The organism is Streptomyces sp. NPDC091289 (assembly GCF_044757365.1).
Lineage (GTDB): Bacteria > Actinomycetota > Actinomycetes > Streptomycetales > Streptomycetaceae > Streptomyces.
In genome coordinates, this window is the sequence record NZ_JBIVUT010000014.1 from 35237 (window position 1) to 58264 (window position 23028).

Here is a 23028-nt window from a genome sequence, read left to right on the forward strand (position 1 = left end):
GGCCGCGCACTGACCCACCAGACTTTCGCCAGGCCGTACGCACACCGCATACGGAACCGGCGAGCCAGACATCAGTTCCCGTGCGGCGCCCGCGCCCCGGACGGCGGTATCGCACCACAGCGGACCGTGCCGGACCGGAATCAGACGCGGCGCCCGGGAGCACGACGGGAGAACCGCCCGCATGCCTCAGCCGAACGAACCCGGCACGACCGGGAACAACGAAGAGAACACCCCCGGCGACAAGCTGCCGCCGCGCCGCAGGCGCCGCGCCGCTTCCCGCCCGGCGGGCCCGCCCGGCGGAGCCGTGGCCGCCGCCGAGGACGTCACGCCGGCCATACCGGCCGCGGAAACCGCCGCCCCGGCCGCGGACGACACACCCGGCGAGACGGTCGCCGAGACCGCCCCGCCCGCCCGTACGCGCCGCCGCGCCGTGCGTAAGGCCACCGCGCCCGCCGGCGCCCCGGAGCCGGTGGAGAGCACCCCGGCCGCCGAGCAGCCCGCCCCGGTCGCGGAGGCCCCCGCGCCGTCCGCCGCCGAGGAGGAGCCCGCCGCACCCGCGCCGCGCACCCGTCGCCGCGCGGTCCGCAAGGTGACCGCCCCGGCCGGTACGCCGGAGGCCGCCGAGGCCCCCGCACCGGTCGTCGAGACCGTGGCCGAGCCCGTCGCCGACCTCGACCCCGAGGCCGTCGACCCCGAGGAAGAGACCGTGGTCGCCGTGGAGATCCCCGAAGAGGCCCCCGCGCCCCGCCGCCGCCGTGCCTCCCGCAAGGCCACCGCCCCCGCGGGCGCCCCGAGCGCCGCCGAGGCCGTCGTGGTCGAGCCCACCGTCGCGGCCGAGCCCGCCAAGGCCGCTGTCGTGGCCGAGACCGCCGCCGTCGCCGAGCCGGAGCCCGCCGAGGCCCCGCGCGGCCGCACCCGCCGCCGTGCCTCGGCCCCGGCGGGTACGCCGCAGGCCGCCGCGCCCGCCGCCGAGCCGGTGACCGAGCCGGCTCCGGTCGCCGAGACCCCCGCCGCCGAGGCGGAGGCGGCGGAGGAGACCCTCGCCCCGCGCACCCGTCGCCGCGCGTCCCGCAAGGCCTCCGCGCCCGCCGGTGCGCCGCAGACCGCGGCCGAGCCCGTCGCGAGCGCCGAGGAGCCCGTCGAGGCCGGCGAGAGCCTGCCCGCCGCCGTCGCAGAGGAGCTCGCCGCCGAGGTGGAGGAGGTCGAGGAGGCCGCGCCGCGCGGGCGCCAGCGCCGCCGGGCCACCGCAGCCGCCGGCCGCCCCGAGTTCACCGCGAAGACCGAGGAGCCGACCCGCAAGGGCCGGCGTGCGTCGCGTCCCGCCGTCGCCGTCTTCCAGGCCCCGGTCTTCGCCGAGCCGATGTTCCAGACCCCCGAGACCGCGGCCGCCGCCGCTGCCGCGGTCGGTTCCTCCTCCACGTACGACGAGGTCGAGGAGGCCGAGGAGCAGCAGACCGCCGAGGTCGAGCAGGCCCCCGCGCCCGCCGAGGCCGCGCCGCAGGGCGGTTCGCGCCGCCGTCGCCGCCGCCGTGGTGAGGCTGCCGAAGCCGAGCAGCAGGCCGCCGAGCCCGCCGCCCCGGTGGAGGCGCCCGCCGAGCAGCCCGCCGACGAGGCCCCCGAGGCCGAGGCGGACGAGCACGAGGGCGAGGACACCGACGAGTACGGCGACCGCCCCTCCCGCCGTCGCCGTCGTGGTGGCCGTCGCCGCCGTCGTGGCGAGGCCAACGACACGGACGACGAGCAGAACGGCGACGAAGCTCCCGCGCCGGCCCGTGCCGAGGAGCCCCGCTCCGAGGACGAGCAGGACCGGGGCCGGTCCCGGAACCAGGACGTCGCCGACGGGGGCGACGAGAACGACGAGGACGACGACTCCTCTGCCTCCGGTTCGAGCAGCAGTCGCCGTCGCCGCCGGCGCCGTCGCCGCAGCGGTGACGCCGCGGCCGAGGCCGACCACGGCACCACCGCCGACGACCCGGAGCGTACGGTCGTCAAGGTCCGCGAGCCCCGCAAGAAGGAGGAGCGCGAGCCGGGCACCGGCTTCGACGAGGTCCAGTCCATCAAGGGCTCGACCCGTATGGAGGCCAAGAAGCAGCGCCGCCGCGAGGGCCGCGAGCAGGGCCGCCGCCGGGTCCCGATCATCACCGAGGCGGAGTTCCTCGCCCGCCGCGAGGCCGTCGAGCGCGTGATGGTCGTCCGCCAGAGCGGCGAGCGCACCCAGATCGGCGTCCTTGAGGACAACGTGCTCGTCGAGCACTACGTCAACAAGGAGCAGGCCACCAGCTACGTCGGCAACGTCTACCTGGGCAAGGTCCAGAACGTGCTGCCGTCCATGGAGGCCGCCTTCGTCGACATCGGCAAGGGCCGCAACGCCGTCCTGTACGCCGGTGAGGTCAACTTCGAGGCGCTCGGCATGGCCCACGGGCCGCGCCGCATCGAGACCGCGCTCAAGTCCGGCCAGTCGGTCCTGGTCCAGGTGACCAAGGACCCGATCGGCCACAAGGGCGCGCGTCTGACCAGCCAGGTCTCGCTGCCCGGCCGCTACCTCGTCTACGTGCCCGAGGGCTCGATGACCGGGATCAGCCGCAAGCTGCCCGACACCGAGCGCTCCCGCCTCAAGACCATCCTCAAGAAGATCGTCCCCGAGGACGCGGGCGTCATCGTGCGCACCGCGGCCGAGGGCGCGAGCGAGGACGAGCTGCGCCGCGACGTCGAGCGGCTCCAGGGGCAGTGGGAGGACATCCAGAAGAAGGCGAAGGGCACCAGCGGCTCCAACGCGCCGACGCTGCTCTACGGCGAGCCGGACATGACCGTCCGGGTCGTCCGCGACATCTTCAACGAGGACTTCTCCAAGGTCATCGTCAGCGGTGACGAGGCGTGGGAGACCATCCACGGCTACGTCTCGCACGTCGCGCCCGACCTCACCGAGCGGCTCTCCCGCTGGACCTCCGAGGTCGACGTCTTCGCGACGTACCGCATCGACGAGCAGCTGATGAAGGCGCTGGACCGCAAGGTCTATCTGCCCAGCGGCGGTTCGCTGGTGATCGACAAGACCGAGGCGATGATCGTCGTCGACGTCAACACCGGCAAGTTCACCGGCCAGGGCGGCAACCTGGAGGAGACCGTCACCAGGAACAACCTGGAGGCGGCCGAGGAGATCGTGCGCCAGTTGCGGCTGCGCGACCTCGGCGGCATCGTCGTCGTCGACTTCATCGACATGGTGCTGGAGTCCAACCGGGACCTGGTGCTGCGGCGTCTGCTGGAGTGCCTGGGCCGCGACCGCACCAAGCACCAGGTCGCCGAGGTCACCTCGCTGGGCCTGGTCCAGATGACCCGCAAGCGGGTGGGCCAGGGTCTGCTGGAGTCCTTCTCCGAGACCTGCGTCCACTGCAACGGGCGCGGCGTCATCGTCCACATGGAGCAGCCGACGGCCGTCGGCGGCGGTGGCGGCGGTGGCAAGAAGTCCAAGAAGCGCGGCCGCGGCGGCGCGGGCCAGGACCACGAGCACGGTCACGAGCAGGACCACGGCCACGACGAGCACGCGGCCGAGCCCGCCGAGACCGAGTCCGAGGCCGAGCTGGCCGCCGAGGTCGCCGCCCCGGTGTCCCTGGCGGACCTGGAGCCGGCCGCCGACGAGGAGTTCTACAGCAGCCCCGCCGAGGCCGAGGAGGCCGCCACGCGCGGCCGTGGCCGCCGTCGGGCCTCCCGCAAGGCGTCGGCCCCGGCCGGTACCCCGAAGGCCGAGGCGCCCGCCCCGGTCGTCGAGGCCCCGGCCCCCGTCGCCGAGGCTCCGGTCGCGGAGGTCAAGGAGGAGGCCGCAGAGGTCACCGAGACCCCCGAGGCTCCGGTCGAGGCCGCGCCCCAGGGGCGTACGCGCCGTCGGGCCACCCGTAAGGCGACCGCCCCGGCGGGTTCGCCCAAGCAGGCCGAGGCCGCCGAGCCGGTCCGGCCGACCGAGCCCACCACGGACCCGGTCGCGGCCGAGGACCCGGTCGTCGAGGCGCCCGCCGACGGGACACCGGCCCCCGAGGTCTCCGAGGCTCCGGCGGAGAAGGCCCCCGAGGCCGAGGCCCCCGTGGCCGCCCCGCCGCGTGCCCGGCGCCGGGTGACCCGCAAGGTCACCGCTCCGGCGGGCTCGCCCACCGGGTCGGACGACGCGGAGGTCGTGGTGGTCGCCCCGGCTCCCGAGGCTCCCGAGGCGGAGACCCCGGAATCCGGTGCGACGGAATCCGGTGCGACGGAATCCGCATCCACGGAGCCGGTCCCGGCGAAGAAGACGGCCCGCAAGGCCGCCGCCAAGAAGGCCCCGGCGAAGAAGGCGGCGGCCAAGAAGACCGTCGCGAAGAAGACGGCCGCCAAGAAGACGACGGCGAAGACCGCTGCCAAGAAGACGACGAAGAAGACCGTCGCCGCCGAGCAGTCGTCGCCGTCCGTCACGGCTTCCGCCGAAGGCGAGTCGTCGGCCGGCTGATGCATCCGTAACCGGTCGTTCAACGTCCGTGGCCCGTCCCGAGAGACTTCGGGGCGGGCCACGCGCGTGTGCCCCGGCAATCCGGAGCGCCTCAAGGGCACTTCGGTTCATTCCTTCGGGTACGGATGGGCCGGAACGGGCGGAGAACGGCGCATTGAGCGATGTCGGGCATGGCACGATTCGGGACCGGCGCGTTCGGTGACCGGCTCCGTGTCGGACAAGCCGGACCCAGATTCCTGGGCAGGGCGTCGGCATCGCGCCGGTGGGGGATCGCGCGCGGCCTCGTGAGACGTCCCGCACCCCGGAGCTCTGCCTGTAACGAGCTCTTGCGGTGTCAAGGAGGGACGTCCATGACGAGTGTCAACGAGCAGCCGGTTCCCGCTGCCCGTCCGGTCATCGGAGAAGACGAGATCGAGGCCGCCGTACGCGTACTGCGCAGCGGCCATGTGGTGCAGGGCCCCGAGGTCGAGGCGTTCGAACAGGCCTTCTCGGACCTGGTCGACGGCCGGCACTGCGTCGCCGTCAATTCGGGCACCTCGGCGCTGCACCTCCTGCTGCTCGCCCTGGGCATCGGCCCGGGGGACGAGGTGATCGTCCCGTCCTTCTCGTTCGCGGCCTCCGCGAACGCGGTCCGCCTGACCGGCGCCGATGTCGTGTTCGCCGATATCGAGCCGGGCGGCTTCGGGCTCGCCGCGGAGGCGGTCGAGGCCGCGATCACGCCCCGTACGGCCGCGATCCTGCCCGTGCACCTCTACGGTCACCCGGCGGCGATGGACCGGCTCATGCCCATCGCCGACCGGCACCGGCTAGCCGTGGTCGAGGACGCCTGCCAGGCCCACGCCGCGGCCCTGCACGGAACCCCGGTCGGAGCGTTCGGCACCGGCGGTGCGTTCAGCTTCTACCCGACCAAGAACATGCACTCCCTGGAAGGCGGCATGGTCACCACGGCCGACGCCGGACTCGCCCGCACCCTGCGGCTGTTGCGCAACCAGGGCATGGAACAGCGGTACGCCAACGAGATCGTCGGCGCGAACATGCGCATGACGGACGTGGCCGCCGCGATCGGCAGGGTGCAACTGGCCAAGCTGGACGGCTGGAACGAGCAGCGCCGCGCCAACGCCCGTCATCTGGACGCCCACATCACGGCGCCGGGGGTGGTGAGACCCCAGGTGGCCGAGGGCGCCCGGCACGTCTACCACCAGTACACCGTGCGCATCCGGGACGCCCGGGACGCCGCGATGGCGAAGCTCACCGGGGCAGGCATCGGTAACGCGGTCTACTACCCGACGCCGATCCACCGGCTCAAGCCCTACTGGGAGCCCGACCAGAAGGCCGGCCGCACCTGGGAGCTGCCGGAGACCGAGCGGGCCGCGGCCGAGGTCCTCTCCCTGCCCGTGCACCCGGCCCTCACCCGGGCCGACCTGGAACGCGTCGTCGCCGCGGTCAACACGCTGGGGGAGGCGCTGTGACCGGCGTACTGCGGGCGGGCCTCATCGGTCTCGGCTCGATGGGCCGCAACCACGCGCGGGTGCTCGCCACGCTGGACGGGGTCGAGCTGGCCGGCATCGTCGATCCGCTGGGCGACCGGGACGGCCGGGCCCAGGGCGCCCCGGTTCTGGCGGGGCTCGACGAACTCCTCGCCCTGGGCATCGACTACGCGGTCGTGGCCTGCCCGACCGCGCTCCACGAGGAGGTCGGGCTGCGGCTGGCCGCCGCCGGTGTCTGCGCCCTGATCGAGAAGCCCCTCGCGGACAGCGTCGAAGGGGCCCGCCGCTTCGTCGACGCCTTCGAGGCCCGGGACCTGGTGGCCGGGGTGGGGCACATCGAGCGCTGCAACCCCGCCCTGAGGTCGCTGCGCAGCCGTCTGGAGGCCGGGGAGCTCGGCGACGTGTACCAGGTCGTCACCCGCCGCCAGGGGCCCTTCCCGCACCGGATCGCGGACGTCGGCGTGGTCAAGGACCTGGCCACCCACGACATCGACCTGACGAGCTGGGTGACCGGGCAGAGCTACACCTCGATCACGGCCCACACCGTGTCCAAGTCCGGCCGCCCGCACGAGGACATGGTCTCCGCCGTGGGCCGGCTCTCCGACGGCACGATGGTCAACCATCTGGTCAACTGGCTGAGCCCGCTCAAGGAACGGTTCACCTCGGTCACCGGCGAGCGCGGCTGCTTCATCGCCGACACCCTCACCGCGGACCTCACCTTCCACTCCAACGCCTCCGTCGCCACCGAGTGGGAGGCGCTGCGCGCGTTCCGCGGGGTCTCGGAGGGCGACATGATCCGCTACGCCATTCCCAAACGGGAGCCGCTGCTCGTCGAGCACGAGCTCTTCCGGGACGCCGTGCGGGGGGACTCGTCCGACATCTGCACCCTGCGGCAGGGGCTGCGCACCGTGGAGGTGGCCGCCGCCCTGCTCGACTCGGCCAGGAGCGGCCGGACCGTCCTCTGCGAGACAGGAGAGCCCGCCCGCCATGGCCGCTGACAGCGTGACCGGGGAGCCGCACCGCTCCACCCGGGGAAAGATCGTCATGCTCGTCGACAACGGGGTGAACGGCGACTCCCGTGTCCAGAAGGAGGCCCGCTCCGCGGCGGCGGCCGGCTGGGAGGTCGTGCTCCTGGGCAAGTCGCCCGACAAGCGGCATCACAGCTGGCAGCTGGGCGGGGCCCAGGTCCGGCTGCTGCCGGTGCCGCGTCCCCTGCACCGCCGGCGGCACGAGTACCGGCGGGCGGTCCTGCGCTCGCCCCTCGCCTACCCGCCGGGCCCGCTGGCCCCGTACCGCAAGCAGCGGATGAAGGCCTGGCGCGCGGAGCTGAACATCCGGCTCGTCGAGGCCCGGCGGCAGGAGTCCCGGCTGGCCGAGGCCCGGCTGCTGCCCCAGCGGCTGCTGGCCAGGGGGATGAGCGGCTGGGTACGGCTCCGGGCCCGGCGCACCGACCAGCTCGACCGGCGGCGCAAGGACATGGACGCTCCGCTGGACCGGCTCACCACCGCGTTCTGGGCCCGCACCATGGGGGACCGGGCGTGGCGGCGGCTCGACCCGGCGCTGTGGGACTTCGAGCTGGCCTACGGGAAGGTCGTCGACGCCCTCGAACCCGATCTCGTGCACGCGAACGACTTCCGGATGCTGGGAGTGGGGGCACGGGCGAAACTGCGCGCCGAGGGCAAGGGACGTACGGTCAAGCTGGTCTGGGACGCACACGAGTTCCTGCCCGGCATCAAGCCGTGGAGCGTCCATCCGCGCTGGCACATCGCCCAGTGCGCGCACGAGCGCGAGTACGCGCGGTACGCGGACGCCGTGGTCACGGTCTCCGCCACGCTCGCCGAGATGCTCGCCGAGCGGCACGGGCTGGGCCGGCTGCCCGAGGTCGTGCTCAACGCGCCGGACGCCGAGTTCGCCCCGGAGCAGGAGGCCGAGCCGATGCCCGACCTGCGCGCGCTGTGCGGGATCGGCCCGGCGACGCCCCTGGCCGTGTACAGCGGCGCGGCCGCCCCGCAGCGCGGCCTCGACATCATGATCGAGGCCCTGCCCCAACTCCCCGGCACCCATGTGGCGTTGGTGGTGCTCCGGGTGAACTCGGCCTACCTCCAGGAGCTCAAGCGGCGGGCGGCCGAGCTGGAGGTGGCGGACCGGCTGCACGTACTGCCGTACGTCCCGCACTACCAGGTCGTACCGTTCCTGGCCGCGGCGGACGTGGGCGTCATCCCGATCCACCACTGGCCCAACCACGAGATCGCCCTGATCACGAAGTTCTTCGAGTACTCCCACGCCCGGCTGCCGTTCGTCGTGAGCGATGTCCGGACGATGGGGGAGATGGTCGCGAGCACCGGTCAGGGCGAGGTGTTCACCGCGGAGGACGTCTCGGACTACGTACGGGCGGTGAAGTCCGTCCTGGCCGACCCGGAGAAATACCGTGCCGTCTACGACCGGCAGGGCCTGCTGGAGGAGTGGACCTGGGAGGCGCAGGCCGCGGTCCTCGACGGTGTGTACTCCCGGCTGGCCGGGGAAGACCGCGCCGGCACGTCGGAGCCGGGCCCCCGGGTGATGGCATGACCGGATCTCCCGACGTCACCGTGATCGTCGCCGTGTACAACACCATGCCCTACCTCACCGAGTGCCTGAACTCCCTGGTCGGCCAGAGCATCGGGCGGGACCGGCTGGAGGTGATCGCCGTCGACGACGGGTCGACGGACGGGAGCGGGGCCGAACTCGACCGGTTCGCCGAGCAATATCCGGGCACGGTGCACGTCATCCACCAGGCCAACTCGGGCGGGCCCGCCGCGCCGAGCAACCGGGCGCTGGACATCGCCTCCGGCCGCTTCGTCTACTTCGTCGGCTCCGACGACCACCTGGGCGAGGAGGCGCTCCAGCGGATGGTCGCCTACGCCGACGCCCACGAGTCCGACGTGGTGATCGGCAGGATGGTGGGGACCAACGGCCGCTACGTCCACCAGGAGCTGTACACCAAGAACGACCCGGACATCAGTCTGTACGGTTCGAGCCTGCCGTTCACCCTGGCGAACACCAAGCTGTTCCGCCGCGAACTGGTGGAGAAGCACCACCTGCGCTTCCCCGAGGACCTGGCGGTCGGCAGCGACCAGCCGTTCACCATCGAGGCGTGCGTCCGGGCGCGCCGGATCTCCGTGCTCGCCGACTACACGTACTACTACGCCGTCAAGCGCGGGGACGCGAGCAACATCACCTACCGGGCGGACCATCTGGCCCGGCTCCGGTGCACCGCGAGGATCATGGAGCACACGGCCGGTCTCATCGGCCCCGGCCCCCAGCGGGACGCCGTTCTCACCCGGCATTTCCGCTGGGAGCTCTCCAAACTCCTGCAGAAGGACTTCGTCACGCTCGACGCCCCGGTGAGACGCCAGGTGTGCGAGGGGATCTCCGCACTGCTGGACGCCTACTTCACCGACGGGCTCCGCGACGCCACCGGGGTGAAGCGCCGGGTGCGCTTCGGGCTGGCGCGGCGCGGCGCGGTCGAGGAGCTCACCCGCGCCATCGCGGAGGAGACCGCGCACGGGGCGCCGCCCTTCCTGGTGGAGAACGGGCGGGCCTTCGCCCGTTATCCGGGCTTCCGCGATCCCGCCGTCGGGCTCGACGACCGGTACTACGAGGTGCTCGACGAGACGGTCGCGGGCAGGCTCGCGGCCGGTACGGAGCTGGAGTCGGCGGACTGGCAGCAGGACGGCCAGGAGCTGTCGCTCGTGGTGCGGGTGCGGCTCGGCCTCACCGGGGACCTGTCGTCCGCGGTGGTGGCCCTGGCCCAAGGGGCGATGCCACCGAGCGCGGACCGGCCCGGAGCACGCCGGCTGCCCGAGCGGGCCGCCCGCCCGCAGCCGGCCGGCGCATTCACCACCGAGGAGACCGGGAACGGCGAGGGCACGCTGCTGACCGCCCGGATGCCGGTCCGGGCCGTCCGGGCCGAACGGGGCGTCCGTGTCTACGCCGACATCGCGGGCAGGACGTACGAGATCCCGGTACGCGCCGAGGGGCTGCCGATGCCACTGGCCCGCCGGTGGGGGACGCCCGACCCCTACCGCGCCTCCGCGCACCCCAACACGAAGGGACGGCTCGTCATCACGACGGCTCCGCTGTGGGAACCCCGGCGAGGAATAGGCGCACGACTGCGCCGCAAGCTGTTCCGGTCCAGAAGGAAGTGACCCGATGAATATCTGTGTAGTCGCGCTCGGCAAGATCGGGCTTCCGCTCGCCGTGCAGTTCGCCGCCAAGGGCCACCGGGTCATCGGCGCGGACGTCAACGAGAAGGTCGTCGAGCTGGTCAACGCGGCCGCCGAGCCGTTCCCCGGCGAGCACGACCTCGACGTCAAGCTGAAGGAGACCGTCGGCGCCGGTCTGCTCTCCGCCACGACGGACACCACGTCCGCGGTCGCCGCGTCCGACGCCGTCGTGGTCGTCGTCCCGCTCTTCGTGGACGCCGAGGGCACCCCGGACTTCGGCTGGATGGACGCCGCCACCAAGGCCATCGCGGCGGGCCTGAGGCCCGGCACCCTGGTCAGCTACGAGACCACGCTGCCGGTCGGCACGACCCGGACCCGCTGGGCGCCGATGCTGGCCGAGGGCTCGGGCCTGACCCCCGGCGAGGACTTCCACCTGGTCTTCTCCCCGGAGCGGGTCCTCACCGGCCGGGTCTTCGCCGACCTGCGCCGCTACCCCAAGCTCGTCGGCGGCATCGACGAGGCGTCCGCCGAGCGCGGCGTCGCCTTCTACGAGGCCGTCCTCGACTTCGACGAGCGCGAGGACCTGCCCCGCCCCAACGGCGTCTGGGACCTCGGCACGGCGGAGGCCTCCGAGCTGGCGAAGCTCGCCGAGACCACCTACCGCGACGTCAACATCGGCCTGGCCAACCAGTTCGCCCGGTTCGCCGACCGGAACGACATCGACGTCGAGAAGGTCATCGAGGCCTGCAACAGCCAGCCCTACAGCCACATCCACCGGCCCGGCATCGCCGTCGGAGGCCACTGCATCCCGGTCTACCCCCGGATGTATCTGTGGAACGACCCGGAGGCCACCGTCGTGCGCGCGGCCCGCGAGGCCAACGCCGCGATGCCCGCGTACGCCGTCGACCTGCTGGCCGCCGCCTACGGCGACCTGGACGGCGTCGGGGTCCTGGTGCTGGGCGCGGCCTACCGCGGCGGCGTCAAGGAGGCCGCGTTCTCCGGCGTCTTCGGCGTCGTCGAGTCCCTCAAGGCGCGCGGCGCGGTGCCGTTCGTCTCGGATCCGCTGTACACCCCCGAGGAACTGACCGCCCTCGGCCTCGTCCCGTACGACAGCCACCAGGCCGTCACCGCGGCGATCCTCCAGGCCGACCACGCGGAGTACCGCGAGCTGTCCGCCGCCGACCTCCCGGACGTCCGCGTCCTGGTCGACGGCCGCCGCACCACGGACCCGGCGAACTGGGCGGGCGTACGCCACGTCGTCATCGGCGGCTGAGCCCGGGGCCCTTCGGGCGGTGGGAGGGCGCTCGGCCCGAGCGCCCTCCCACCGCGTCCTCGGTCAGCCCTCCCGCTCGACGAGGCGGCCGTCCCGTTCCTCGTACCGGACGCCGCTGCGCGGGCACTCCCACACCCCGGGCCCGTCCGCCGCCTCGACGAGCCGCACCCCGGACCTGCCGACCCAGCCGATCCGCCGGGCGGGCACACCGACGACCAGGCCGAAGTCCGGCACGTCCGTGGTGACGACGGCTCCGGCGGCCACCATCGCCCAGCGGCCGATCCGTACCGGCGCCACACAGACCGAGCGGGCGCCGAGGGAGGCGCCCTCGGCCACCTTCACCCCCACGGCCTCCCAGTCGCCGCCGCGCTTCTGCCGGCCCTCGGGGTCCACGGAACGCGGATGGCGATCGTTGGTGAGGACGACGGCGGGGCCGACGAACACCCCGTCGGCCAGCTCGGCCGGCTCGTAGACGAGGGCGAGGTTCTGCACCTTGACGTTGTTCCCGAGCCGCACGCCGGCGCCGATGTACGCGCCGCGGCCGATGACGCAGTCCCTGCCGAGCCGGGCCCCCTCGCGGATCTGCGCCAGCTCCCAGACGGTGCTGCCCGCCCCGATCTCGGCTGTCTCGTCGACCTGGGCGGTGGGCTGGACCCTGTGATTCACGTGCTGCGCCTTCCGGAGAGCAGATATGACCGGAAAGCATAGGGTTCGCGGGGCATTTTCCGACGGGAATCGGGCGGGAAGCCCGGGGGCCGCCGACCCGGTTTGACCGCCCGTACCCTGCCCCGTAATCTTGACCCTCGGTGTGTTTCCGTACGCACCTACCCCTGAGCACATCCCTCCCGGTAACGGTCGGTGTTCGCGCCGTCCGCCAGGAGAGGCCGCTCATCCTTCCGGATCGTCCCGGGCCCCGGCCCGTGCGAGCGGCTGGCATCAGGGGATCCGTTCCGAGCGAGAGAGAGATCCGCGTGTACGCCATCGTGCGCAGCGGTGGTCGCCAGCACAAGGTAGCTGTCGGCGACATCGTTGAGGTTGACAAGATTTCCACTGCCAAGGTTGGCGACACGGTCGAGCTCTCGACCCTGCTCGTTGTCGACGGTGACGCGGTCACCAGCGACCCGTGGGTGCTGGACGGCATCAAGGTCACGGCCGAGATCGTGGACCACCACAAGGGCGCGAAGATCGACATCCTTCGCTACAAGAACAAGACCGGCTACCGCCGTCGCCAGGGTCACCGCCAGCAGTACACGGCGATCAAGGTCACCGGTATCCCCGCGGCTGCGAAGTAAGGGACTGAGAACACATGGCACACAAGAAGGGCGCATCGTCCACTCGGAACGGGCGCGATTCCAATGCTCAGCGGCTCGGCGTGAAGCGCTTCGGCGGTCAGGCCGTCAACGCCGGTGAGATCCTGGTCCGCCAGCGTGGCACCCACTTCCACCCGGGCACGGGCGTCGGCCGTGGCGGCGACGACACGCTGTTCGCGCTGACCGCCGGTGCGGTGGAGTTCGGTACGCACCGTGGCCGCAAGGTCGTGAACATCGTTCCGCTCGCCGTCTGAGTTTCCCGACGCGCGCAGAACGACACACAGCACCTTCCGAGGGCGGATCTCAGCTTTCCCGGCGAACGGGGAAGCGGGTCCGCCCTCGGCGTGTTACGACAGAGACAATTCCGTATTTTCCTGCTGTACCTGGAGGCACCAACCATGACCACCTTCGTGGACCGCGTCGAGCTGCATGCCGCCGCGGGTAACGGAGGCCACGGCTGCGCCTCCGTCCACCGTGAGAAGTTCAAGCCGCTGGGAGGCCCCGACGGGGGCAACGGCGGACGCGGCGGCGATGTGATCCTCGTCGTCGAGCAGTCCGTGACCACGCTGCTGGACTACCACCACAGCCCCCACCGCAAGGCCACCAACGGCCAGCCCGGCGCCGGCGACAACCGCTCCGGCAAGGACGGCCAGGACATGGTCCTGCCCGTGCCGGACGGCACCGTGGTGCTGGACAAGGACGGGAACGTGCTCGCCGACCTCGTCGGCCAGGGCACGACCTTCGTGGCCGGTCAGGGCGGCCGCGGCGGCCTCGGCAACGCGGCGCTGGCCTCGGCCCGCCGCAAGGCCCCGGGCTTCGCGCTGCTCGGCGAGCCGGGGGAGAGCCGGGACATCGTCCTGGAGCTCAAGACCGTCGCCGACGTGGCCCTCGTGGGGTACCCGAGCGCGGGCAAGTCCTCGCTGATCTCGGTGCTCTCCGCGGCCAAGCCGAAGATCGCGGACTACCCGTTCACCACCCTCGTGCCGAACCTCGGCGTCGTCACCGCCGGCTCGACCGTCTACACCATCGCGGACGTCCCCGGGCTCATCCCCGGCGCCAGCCAGGGCAAGGGCCTCGGCCTGGAGTTCCTGCGGCACGTCGAGCGCTGCTCGGTGCTCGTGCACGTCCTGGACACCGCCACCCTGGAGTCCGACCGCGACCCCGTCTCCGACCTCGACATGATCGAGGAGGAGCTGCGGCTGTACGGCGGGCTGGAGAACCGGCCGCGCATCGTCGCCCTCAACAAGGTCGACATCCCGGACGGCCAGGACCTCGCCGACATGATCCGCCCCGACCTGGAGGCCCGCGGCTACCAGGTCTTCGAGGTCTCCGCCATCGCGCACAAGGGCCTCAAGGAGCTGAGCTTCGCGCTCGCCGGGATCATCGCCGAGGCGCGTGCCGCCAAGCCGAAGGAGGAGGCGACCCGCATCGTCATCCGTCCCAAGGCCGTCGACGACGCGGGCTTCACCGTCACCCTGGACGACGAGGGCATCTACCGGGTGCGCGGCGAGAAGCCCGAGCGCTGGGTGCGCCAGACCGACTTCAACAACGACGAGGCCGTCGGCTACCTCGCCGACCGGCTCAACCGCCTCGGCGTCGAGGCCTCCCTGATGAAGGCGGGCGCCCGGGCCGGCGACGGCGTCGCGATCGGTCCCGAGGAGAACGCGGTCGTCTTCGACTGGGAGCCGACCGTGACCGCCGGCGCCGAGATGCTCGGCCGCCGCGGCGAGGACCACCGCCTGGAGGAGCCGCGCCCCGCCGCGCAGCGCCGCCGGGACCGTGACTCCGAGCGCGACGACGCGGAGAAGGAGTACGACGAGTTCGACCCCTTCTAGGGGCGAACCTGGCCGGAAACCGCCGTTCCGGAGGCAGCTCCGGGACGGCGGTGCGGGGCCCGTCCGCCGCGTATGTACGGATTACGCAACACCTCTGTGGATTCCATCACTCCGCGGAGGTGTCCGGCCCGCCCCAACCTCCCTGGCCAGATGGTGAACTGCGGGTTTCCGCAGGGCAAGCGGACCATGGCACTCGCCTTGCGCGGCGGTCACGGAGAGTGCGACCATCACACCGTTCCCCCGTCATAGCAAGGTAGGTCGTCTGTGTCTGTGCACCATGAAGCCAAGCCCCGGACCACAGCCGTCGTGCTCGCAGGTGGTACCGGACAGCGCGTGGGACTGTCGATCCCCAAGCAGCTGCTGAAGATCGCCGGCAAGGCTGTCATCGAGCACACGCTCACCATCTTCGAGAACGCCGAGGACATCGACGACGTCATCGTGCTGATGGCGCCCGGGTTCGTGCCCGAGATCGAAAAGATCGTTGCCAAGGCCGGTCTGACCAAGGTCACGCGCATCATCGAGGGCGGCACCACCCGTAACGAGACCACCGAGCGTGCCATCGCGGCGCTCGGCGAGGGCCTCGCCGAGGGCGAGGACCGCAACGTCCTCTTCCATGACGCGGTGCGCCCCCTGCTGTCACAGCGCGTGATCAAGGACTGCGTCGACGCCCTCGGCCGTTACCAGGCCGTCGACGTCGCCATCCCCTCCGCGGACACCATCATCGTGACCCGCACGCACGGCGGCGACGGCGAGTTCATCACCGATGTGCCCGACCGCTCCCGGCTGCGCCGCGGCCAGACGCCGCAGGCCTTCAAGCTCTCCACGATCCGCAGGGCGTACGAGGTCGCGGCGGGGGACCCCAACTTCCAGGCCACCGACGACTGTTCGGTCGTCCTCAAGTACCTCCCCGACGTGCCGATCTACGTGGTCGCGGGCGACGAGTACAACATGAAGGTCACCCAGCCGGTCGACGTCTTCATCACCGACAAGCTCTTCCAGCTGGCCTCCACCGCCGCCCCGCGCCAGGCCGACGAGGCCGCCTACCGGGAGCTCCTCACCGGCAAGACCCTCGTCGTCTTCGGCGGTTCGTACGGCATCGGCGCCGACATCGCGTCCCTCGCCGAGGCCTACGGCGCGAACGTCTACGCGCTGGGCCGCTCCACCACCGGTACGCACGTCGAGAACCCGGAGCACGTGGACGACGCGCTCTCCAAGGCGTACGGCGAGACCGGCCGTGTCGACTACGTCATCAACACCGCGGGCGTGCTGCGGATCGGCAAGCTGGCCGAGACCGACAACACGACGATCCAGGAAGCGCTCAACGTCAACTACCTGGCGCCCGTCCAGATCGCCCGCGCCTCGTACAAGTACCTCGCCGAGACCCAGGGCCAGCTGCTGCTCTACACCTCCAGCAGCTACACCCGGGGCCGCGCCGAGTACAGCCTCTACTCCTCCACCAAGGCCGCCATGGTGAATCTCACCCAGGCGCTCGCCGACGAGTGGGCGGGCGAGGGCATCCGGGTCAACTGTGTGAACCCGGAGCGCACCGCGACGCCGATGCGCACCAAGGCGTTCGGCCAGGAGCCCGAGGGCTCGCTGCTCTCCTCGGAGGCCGTGGCGCGCACCTCGCTGGACGTCCTGCTCTCCGCGCTGACCGGTCATGTCATAGACGTACGGCAGCAGGACCCGACGCGCGGTGCCTCCGAAGCCTCCGGGTTCGAACAGGCGTTGGCTTCCGTGCTCGACCGTCAGGAAGATGTGTAATACTGCTTGACAAACATCCCTTTCGGGCCTCTGTGATCGCATCATGCGAACACAGGGGCCCGACTGCGTAAAGCGGTACCTTCACATATTCCGCAACACGTGAATCAACAGGCACCCCCCTCCCTGGAGCAGGTTCTTCGTGATTTCGACAGCCATTCGCCTCGCCCGTGTGGGCAGCAGGTCGGAACTGGCGGCAGCGATCTTGATGGGGCTCGGTTATCCCTGCGTCCTCATCGCTGCGCTCATTCCTCAGCTCTGGTTCTTCGTGGCGGCCGCGGCCACCACCTATGCCGCCGACTGGTATCTGCACCAGCGGGGGAGCTATCTGATCAACCGGCTGAGCAAGGTCAGGGCGGGACTGCCCATCCGCTTCCTGCTCCGCCAGATGATGCTGCTCCTGCTGCTGGCCCGCCTGGATCTGGCGGAGGAGCCGCTCTTCTACGCGGCGGCCGCGTGCTTCCTCGTCTTCTACGGTCTGCAGGCCCCGCACGGTGCTCTGAGCACGCTGATCCGGCTGCGCCGTGTCATGCCTGTCGTCACACGCAATGTGGACCTGCACACCATTCGCATTCCGGACGCTCCCCCCAGGGTGCTGCTGCACCGCGCCGGCGAGAAGATGCTGCACCTGGACATCCCGGCCTTCGTGGGCACGCTGATCGCGGCCCGGACCGGGGTGGATCTGATCGGGTACCTCGGCGCGGGGCTCACGGTGACGCTCGCCGTCGTCTACATCCTGCTGCTCGTCCCGTATCTGCGCGGCAGCCGTCAGGTGCCACCGCCCGCCACGGTGCTCAAGGCCGTGGACGGCTGGCTGCGCGAGTACCGGCCGACGACGGTCCTCTACTTCTCCGGATCCAACGAGTCCGCCTACCAGGGCAACATGTGGCTCGACGCGATGGCCCGTACGGAGGGCCGGCCGCTGATCATCATGCGGGAGCGGGCTCTGACGGCGCAGCTGGCCGAGACCTCCGTACCGGTGATCTGCGTCCCGGCCGCCACGCACCTGATGAACCTGGACCTGTCCACCGTCCGCGTCTGCCTCTACCCGGCGAACGTGGGCAAGAACATCCACATCCTGCGGGTGCCGACGATGAAGCATGTGTTCATCGGCCACGGCGACAGCGACAAGCTGGCGAGCGTCAACCCGTACTCCAAGGTGTACGACGAGGTGTGGACGGCGGGCCGGGCGGGTCGCGACCGGTACGCGCTCGCCGACGTGGGCATCCGGGACGAGGACATCGTGGAGGTCGGACGTCCGCAGCTGGAGCCCATCAAGGGCTGGAGCGGCTCGGCCGAGCACCCCGTCCCGACCGTGCTGTACGCCCCCACGTGGGAGGGCTGGGACGACGATCCGGGCAATACGTCCCTGCTGTCGGCCGGCGAGAACATCGTCCGGCGGCTGCTGGCCGCCGAGGATCCGGTGCGGATCATCTACAAGCCGCACCCCTTCACCGGGATCCGCAGCGCGAAGGCCAAGGCGGCCGATGCCCGGATCAGGGCCATGCTGCAGGCGGCGGCCGCCGAGCGCGCCGCCGAACCCCGCTGGGCGCGGGAGGCGGCAGCCGCCTGCGCCGAGCAGAGCGCGGCCCGGACCGAGCTGGAGCGGGTCGAGGCCCGGCTCGCCGAGCTGGCCGCACCGGGCCGGTCGAAGGGCGACGACGCGCAGGAGTCGCGGGTCAGCCTCGTGGACGAGGCGCGCGAGAAGGAGACGGCGGCGCTGCGGGCCCAGTGGAACGACGCCTACTGGCGCTCCTTCGGCTGGTGGGAGCACCGCACGGTGACCGGAGCGCAGCCCAAGCTGTACGACTGCTTCAACGAGTCCGACGCCATGGTTTCGGACATTTCCAGTGTGGTTTCCGACTTCATCGCGAGCGGCAAGCCGTACGCGGTCACCGACTCCGCCGCACTCGGCGCCGAGGAGTTCAAGCGGCAGAACACCGCGGTGCGTGCCGCGGTCATCCTGTCCAACGGGGCCGAGGAGCTGGACGCCTTGCTCGCCGCGGTGTCCGACCCGGCGGCGGACACGCTGATCGAGGCCCGGCGCGAGCTCAAGACCTACCTTCTCGGTCCTGACGAGCCGACCTCCATGGAGCGTTTCAACGCCGCGGTCGCCGACCTCGCGGCCAGGGCCGAGGCGCGTAACGCGAACATCGATCAGCGTCTCAAGGAGCAGAGGCTGGCGGTGTTGGACCCGGAAGCGGGCGCGCCGGAGCCGGAAGCGGTCACGGACGCGGACGGAGTGCCCGACGTCGAGGCCGTCACGGAACCGACGTCGACACGCTGATCGGCCAACTTTCAGAATCATACTGTCCGAAAAAGGAAGCAACCTGGCCGACGGCTCGTCCATCTCACTTGAGGAGGGGGATCTACGGGTCGTTCGGCGCGGCAGTGGGCAAAAAGCGCATGGTCGGACAATTCGCCTCTTTCGTGATCAAATCAAAGAGTGCACATGGTCGACATGCCCAGGACGAACGACGTGCCCGATGTCAGTGTGATCGTCGGAGCATATGAAGCGATGCCCTACCTGGTCCGGTGTCTGGAGTCCGTCGAGGCGCAGACGATCGGTGCGGACCGGCTGGAGATCATCGCGGTCGATGACGGCTCCACGGATGGCACGGGCGAGTACCTCGAAGAGTTCGCCGCCCGCACCGCCATCCCCACCCGGGTGGTCCGGCAGGCCAACTCCGGGGGTCCCAGTGGCCCGCGCAACCGGGGCCTGGGGCTGGCCCGCGGCCGCTATGTCTTCTTCCTCGACGCCGATGACTACTTCGGCGAGGAAGCCCTGGAACGCATGGTGGCGATGGGGGACCGGGCCGGCACGGACGTCGTCCTGGGGAAGGTCGTCGGGGTCGATCGAGGCGCCCCGAAGTCCATGTGGAAGAAGACGGTCGACCGCGCCGACCTGTACTCCTCCAACATCAAATTCACGCTGAGCGCGCAGAAGCTGTTCCGGCGCGACCTTCTCGTCCGGCTCGGCATGACCTTCGACGAGACGCTGAAGACCGGCGAGGACGCCCTGTTCACCATGGAGGCGTATCTGCGCGGCAACGGTGTCTCCGTGGTCGCCGACTACACCTGCTACTACCTGGTGGGCCGGGCCGACGGCAACCAGGCGACCAAGCGCGGGAGTTACGTCCTGCGGTTCGACTCCGCCCGGGCGCTCACGGGGTTGATCGCCGCCCATGTGCCGGCCGGACCCCGGCGGGACGCCCTGATGGTACGTCCGTTCGTTATCACGCTGCTTCCTCAGTTCGGACCCGGACTGCTGAAACTTCCGGCCTCGGCGCAGCGCGAGAAGCTGGCCCTCGCCGCACCGCTGATGAAGGCCTACTGGACCCCGGGCCTCGCCTCCCTGCTCAAGGTCAACGAGCGGATCAGGTTGACCTGCGTGGCCCGAGGCAGGCTCGATCTGCTGCTCGACTTCCTGCGCGTCCTGCGGGACAAGCAGGAGCCCGAAGTGGTCCGCAGGCAGAGCCCTCCCCGGATGCAGCTGATGTATCCGCAGTTCACCAGGGCGAGGAGGCTGCCGCGCAGCACCTACGAGGTGACCGTGCCCGAGTGGGTCGAAGGCAAGCGCGTCAAGCCGCCCGAGCCCGTGCCGCACGTGCCGGTCACCCGCCGCGCCGTCCGCAAGGCCCGACGCATCGTCCGCAGGGCCCGTCGGGTCCTGCGAACAACAGTGCGGTCACCTCGGACCCCCGAGCCCGGAAGGCGGCTGTCGAGCAGGTGAAACGGGGGGTCCGGTGACTTTCGGCCGGGGCCGAATGCGGCTGATGTGACGTCATGACGCGTGCGTGAGCGAGATACTGTCTGCGTCTCATTCACGCCCCGTTATGCCGGGGTTCACCATGCGCACGCCCCCTCGGAAAGGCTCCCCCCGTGGCGTCCCTCGAAGCGATCCCCGACGAGCTCGGCCGGCTCATGCAGTACTTCCCGGAGACTCCGGTCGAGGAGCGCCCCGAATTCCACCGAGCGGCCAAGGAATTCCTGGACCGCGCCGCCCCCAAGGTCGTACGGCAGTTCTCCCCGATGGCCCGGGTCAAGTGGCACCTGGCGGCCAGCGGCCGCGGCGACGAGCTGGCCGACCTGCTGCACTACGAGCGCGAGAACCCGGGAGTCTTCTCCGTGCGCGGCCTGCGGCGCGCCCGCATCGAGCTGCCCGGCGTCGAGAGCTCCTCGCTCCCCTCCTCCGTGCGCAACTTCAACCGCAGCGAACTGCCCGTACGCGGCAAGCTCCTGGACCTCGGCTGGGAGGACGGCAAACTCCTCGTCAAGGGCTACGCCTACATCCCCAACGTCCCCTCCGCCACCGGGAAACGCTCCCTGCGCGTCGCCGTGCTCCGCCGCCGGGGCAGCCGCTCCACCCTCCCGCTGCGGATCCGCACCGTCCTGGAACCCCGCGCCACCGCCGAGGCCAAGGGCGCCCTGCACAACTACGACCGGTCCGGCTTCGAGATCGGCATCGACCCGTCCCGGCTGCGCGTACGCGGCCAGTGGCAGCCGGGCACCTGGCGGCTCGGCATCGGCATCCCGCGCCCCGGCGGCATGTCGGTCGGCAGCATCACCAAGAACAACGCGGGCGCGGCCGGCCACAGCTCCACCCGGATCCTCGACGACGGCGTCCGCCTCGTCGCCGGCTTCGACCGCAACCGGCTCAAGCTCACCGTGGACGTCGTCCCCGCCGAGATCATCGCCCAGGAAGCCGACGCCGAGAGCCTCACCGTCACCCTGCGCTCCCGCCGCACCACCCCCGCGGGCACGCACCCCACCGCCCTGCGGATCGACCACGAGCCCAGCGGCTTCACCACCGACCTCCCGCTCCAGCAGAGCGGGACCGGCGCCGACGGCTGGCTCCGCCACACCGCCCGCCTGGACTTCGCGGACCTGCCCGTCGACGCCGTACGGCCCGGCAAGGCCGTCAAGTACCGCGCACTGATCGTCTTCGCCGACGGCACCACCCGCCGCGCCACCCATGGAGCCGAGCCCGTCACCGGGGTCCACCCGCTGCCCGGGGGACGCGAGTTCGCGATCCTCACCGACGGCGTGGGGAACGTCACCCCGCAGGTACGCACGGTCCAGCCCCTCGTCGACCGCGTCGAGTGGAGCGCCGAGGGCGAGCTGGTCCTCTCCGGCGTCTACACCGGCCCGGCCGAGCAGATGAAGATGGTCCTGCGCCACACCGGCCGCAACGAGGACCGCCCGCTGCCCGTCGAATTCGCCGACGGCCGCTTCACCGCCCGCCTGCGCCCGGACACCATGCCCACCTACGAGGGCACCGTGCCGCTGCGCGCCGGCCGCTGGATGCCGCGTCTGCGCCTGCGCACCGAGTGGGACCACACCCGCGACCTGCCCGTCACGATCCGCCCCGACCTCGTCGGCACGCTGCCGCTGGCCCACCGGGGCGAGCACCGCACGTACACCGTCGAGCGGCTCGACTTCGACCGGATCTTCGTGGAGTCCGGCCCGGTCCTCGCCCCGGAGCTGCGCGGCGCCTACCGCCAACGCCTCATGCGCGACCTCTACACCCCCGGACAGCGCGAGCTGCCGCTGCGCGAGGCCGTGCTCTACAACAGCTTCGGCGGCAAGCAGTTCTCCGACTCGCCCCGCGCGGTCTACGAGGAGCTCAAGCGGCGCGGCACCGAGGTCGAGCACATCGCGATGGTCCACGACCAGCAGGTCGTCCTGCCGCCCGGCGTCCGCGGCGTCGAGTGGGGCAGCGAGGAGTGGTACGAGGCACTGGCCCGCAGCCGGTACGTCGTCACCAACGGCGGCATCCGCGAGTGGTTCGTCCGCCGCAAGGGCCAGGTCGTCGTCCAGACCTGGCACGGCACCCCGCTCAAGCGCATCGGCGCCGACCTCCTCGGCACCCCCAAGGCGAACCTGGCCTACATCGCGAGCCTCCCGCAGCGCTCGCGCCAGTACAGCCTGTTCATCACGCCGAACGCCTTCACCACCCCGATCATGACCAACGCCTTCCGCCTCCAGTGCGAGGTCCTGGAAGCGGGCTACCCGCGCAACGACGTCTTCCACGCCCCCGACCGCGTCAAGCGCGCCGCGGCCGTACGGGAGAAGCTCGGCATCCCCCCGGGCAAGAAGGTCGTCCTGTACGCCCCCACCTGGCGCGACGACCAGCGCTACGGCGGACGCCGCTTCAAGCTCGACAACCGGATCGACGTCGAGGCCGCCCGCCGCGAGCTCGGCGAGGACCACGTGCTGCTCTACCGCAAGCACCACAAGGTCCTCGACTCCATCCCCGGCGCCGGACAGGGCTTCGTCCACGACGTCACGTACTACCCGGACATCGCCGACCTCTACCTGATCGCCGACGTGCTGATCACGGACTACTCCTCGGTGCTGTTCGACTTCGCGCACTCCGGGCGGCCGATGCTCTTCTTCACGTACGACCTGGAGCACTACCGCGACACCCTGCGCGGCTTCTACTTCGACTTCACCTCCCGCGCCCCCGGGCCGCTGATCAAGACCTCCGACGAGCTCGTCTCCGCGATCCGGAACATCGACGCGGTGAGCGAGGAGTACAAGGAGAAGTACGCCCAGTTCCGGGTCGACTTCTGCGATCCCTCCGACGGCCGCGCCGCCGCCCGCGTCGTCGACCGGATGCTCGCCGTCAAGGACGAGCGGCAGAGCTGATCCCACCGGCCGCCCCGCCGCTGTCCACCGAGCGAAAC

Annotated in this window: 14 protein-coding genes; 13 read left to right on the forward strand and 1 reads right to left on the reverse strand. The window is 71.4% G+C overall.

The window, feature by feature from the left end; all coding sequences use genetic code 11:
- The first annotated feature begins 181 nt into the window (after nucleotides 1-181).
- From ACIQPT_RS19780 to ACIQPT_RS19805, 6 genes are all read left to right on the forward strand, one after another.
- A complete protein-coding gene (locus tag ACIQPT_RS19780) occupies nucleotides 182-4468 on the forward strand; it encodes an Rne/Rng family ribonuclease (protein ID WP_401157180.1) in 4287 nt (1428 codons plus the stop codon).
- A 350-nt stretch (nucleotides 4469-4818) separates the two neighbouring features.
- Nucleotides 4819-5937, forward strand: a complete 1119-nt coding sequence (locus ACIQPT_RS19785; RefSeq protein ID WP_401157181.1) for a DegT/DnrJ/EryC1/StrS family aminotransferase — start codon at nucleotides 4819-4821, stop codon at nucleotides 5935-5937.
- Nucleotides 5934-6953 carry a Gfo/Idh/MocA family protein gene (locus ACIQPT_RS19790; protein WP_401157182.1) on the forward strand — a complete coding sequence of 340 codons (1020 nt, stop codon included), beginning with the start codon at nucleotides 5934-5936 and terminating at the stop codon, nucleotides 6951-6953. Before ACIQPT_RS19785 ends, ACIQPT_RS19790 begins: the two co-directional genes overlap by 4 nt.
- Nucleotides 6943-8523, forward strand: a complete 1581-nt coding sequence (locus ACIQPT_RS19795) for a glycosyltransferase family 4 protein (protein ID WP_401157183.1) — start codon at nucleotides 6943-6945, stop codon at nucleotides 8521-8523. The genes ACIQPT_RS19790 and ACIQPT_RS19795 overlap by 11 nt, the downstream gene beginning before the upstream one ends.
- The gene (locus tag ACIQPT_RS19800; RefSeq protein WP_401157184.1) at nucleotides 8520-10142 is read left to right on the forward strand and encodes a glycosyltransferase family 2 protein; all 1623 of its coding nucleotides are present in this window, start codon (nucleotides 8520-8522) and stop codon (nucleotides 10140-10142) included. The genes ACIQPT_RS19795 and ACIQPT_RS19800 overlap by 4 nt, the downstream gene beginning before the upstream one ends.
- 4 nt (nucleotides 10143-10146) lie before the next feature.
- Nucleotides 10147-11433, forward strand: a complete 1287-nt coding sequence (locus ACIQPT_RS19805; RefSeq protein ID WP_401157185.1) for a nucleotide sugar dehydrogenase — start codon at nucleotides 10147-10149, stop codon at nucleotides 11431-11433.
- A gap of 63 nt (nucleotides 11434-11496) precedes the next feature.
- On the opposite strand, the gene ACIQPT_RS19810 is transcribed toward ACIQPT_RS19805, so the two are convergent.
- Complete coding sequence (locus tag ACIQPT_RS19810) at nucleotides 11497-12099, reverse strand: acyltransferase (protein WP_401157186.1); 603 nt, start codon at nucleotides 12097-12099, stop codon at nucleotides 11497-11499.
- Between the two features lie 305 nt (nucleotides 12100-12404).
- Here ACIQPT_RS19810 and rplU point away from each other — a divergent pair, with 305 nt between their 5' ends.
- From rplU to ACIQPT_RS19845, 7 genes are all read left to right on the forward strand, one after another.
- Nucleotides 12405-12725 carry a 50S ribosomal protein L21 gene (gene rplU, locus ACIQPT_RS19815; protein WP_003969204.1) on the forward strand — a complete coding sequence of 107 codons (321 nt, stop codon included), beginning with the start codon at nucleotides 12405-12407 and terminating at the stop codon, nucleotides 12723-12725.
- Between the two features lie 14 nt (nucleotides 12726-12739).
- Nucleotides 12740-12997 carry a 50S ribosomal protein L27 gene (rpmA, locus tag ACIQPT_RS19820; protein ID WP_015608479.1) on the forward strand — a complete coding sequence of 86 codons (258 nt, stop codon included), beginning with the start codon at nucleotides 12740-12742 and terminating at the stop codon, nucleotides 12995-12997.
- Nucleotides 12998-13141: 144 nt separating this feature from the next.
- Nucleotides 13142-14578 (forward strand): GTPase ObgE, encoded by a 1437-nt coding sequence (obgE, locus tag ACIQPT_RS19825; RefSeq protein WP_401157187.1) that lies wholly within the window; start codon nucleotides 13142-13144, stop codon nucleotides 14576-14578.
- A gap of 264 nt (nucleotides 14579-14842) precedes the next feature.
- On the forward strand, nucleotides 14843-16342 hold the full coding sequence (locus ACIQPT_RS19830; RefSeq protein ID WP_401157188.1) for an SDR family NAD(P)-dependent oxidoreductase: 1500 nt from the start codon (nucleotides 14843-14845) through the stop codon (nucleotides 16340-16342).
- Nucleotides 16343-16547: 205 nt separating this feature from the next.
- A complete protein-coding gene (locus ACIQPT_RS19835; protein ID WP_401157344.1) occupies nucleotides 16548-18626 on the forward strand; it encodes a hypothetical protein in 2079 nt (692 codons plus the stop codon).
- Nucleotides 18627-18791: 165 nt separating this feature from the next.
- Nucleotides 18792-20072: a glycosyltransferase family 2 protein gene (locus ACIQPT_RS19840; protein WP_401157189.1), complete on the forward strand. Its 1281-nt coding sequence runs from the start codon at nucleotides 18792-18794 to the stop codon at nucleotides 20070-20072.
- Nucleotides 20073-20221: 149 nt separating this feature from the next.
- Nucleotides 20222-22990 carry a CDP-glycerol glycerophosphotransferase family protein gene (locus ACIQPT_RS19845; RefSeq protein ID WP_401157190.1) on the forward strand — a complete coding sequence of 923 codons (2769 nt, stop codon included), beginning with the start codon at nucleotides 20222-20224 and terminating at the stop codon, nucleotides 22988-22990.
- The last annotated feature ends 38 nt before the right edge of the window (nucleotides 22991-23028 follow it).